1 protein-coding gene is annotated in these 1,193 nt (G+C 59.4%); it reads left to right on the top strand.

Features of this window, described 5'->3' with window-relative positions; all coding sequences use genetic code 11:
- The coding region (locus tag VB737_RS07140) for an SGNH hydrolase domain-containing protein (RefSeq protein ID WP_500312225.1) at positions 1 to 1,034 on the top strand (1,034 nt) is incomplete at its 5' end.
- Between the last annotated feature and the right edge of the window lie 159 nt (positions 1,035 to 1,193).

Genomic DNA, 1,193 nt, shown 5'->3' with positions numbered 1-1,193 from the left:
AGCAGCCGTTGCGTCGTTATCCGCTGAAGTGGTGGTGGGAGACGCTGCTGGCGGTGCTGGCGTTGGGTGGCCTGTGGGTGGGGATTGACGTGCTGCACCACCAGTTTCGGGGCAAGTTGTTCGTGGGCAGTGATCCCAGTCCTGTCCCTGCCCACGAGAGAATCAATAACTTCAACCCAATGATTCGTGGCACTGGCATCACACCAGATTGCACAGTGCCCGTAGCTAAGCCCTACGGATTGTCGACACGACCGAACTATGACATCTGCCAGAAGCCAGGCAGGCCTGGAGCTGGGGAGATTTTTCTGCTGGGTGATTCCCATGCCCAGCATTTAGTTCCGATGCTCGACCTGGTGACAAGTCGCACCGGCCAACGGCTAACCTTCGCTGCTATGGGTGGCTGTTTCCCTGATCCCATGGTTCAGATCAATTGGGGCATGAAGGACTACGGCCCCTGTCAGGACTTTGTCAGAGGCGAGATGGATCGGGCCGTGGAGCGATTGAAGCCTGGTGATATCGTGATGCTCTCAAGCTGGCTGAATTACTACCTCTCCGATACCGATGGCAGGGGGCAATCGAACGGGGCTGTCATGGAGTCCGGCGGTCGCCGGATCACGGCAGAGCAGGCGCGTGAGATTCACGCCACCAGCATGCGCCGCTTCGCCCAGCAACTGGCAGGTCGAGGTATCCAGTTGCTGCTTTTTGTTGACACGCCCATTCTGGCTCGAGAAATGATGTTTTGCCCTCGAGACTTCACCAGGACCTGTTCTCCTGAAGCCGAGCAAACCGCCCAGATGCAGCAAAGGATTCGGGATACGTTGAAGGCGGCAGCATCGGGTTTGCCGAATGTCCATGTTTTCGATTCCACCCCAACATTTCTTGATGCCAAGGGTCGGGTCACCTACAGGCAACCGGATGGAACGCCTCTCTTCGCCGATTCAAATCACCTCAGTATCACTGGAAGCCGATCCCTTGCGGACCCGTTTGAGCGTTTTCTGGTGAAGTCCGGCCTGATTCCGGCCCCGTCCCGCTGATGGTGGCCGTCACGGGCACCGGAGCCGCACCGTCGGCCAACCGCCAGGCGGAGGGTGGCAGCGGGAAGGGGGGAGGCTTCACCTACCGACCGGACATCGACGCGCTGCGTGGAGCGGCGATGCTGGCGGTGCTGGTGTTCCACCTGAACAAGGGGTGGC

This window comes from Synechococcus sp. BA-120 BA3, assembly GCF_034931285.1.
Classification (GTDB): Bacteria; Cyanobacteriota; Cyanobacteriia; order PCC-6307; family Cyanobiaceae; genus Cyanobium.
This window is presented reverse-complemented; position numbering and strand designations above follow the sequence as displayed.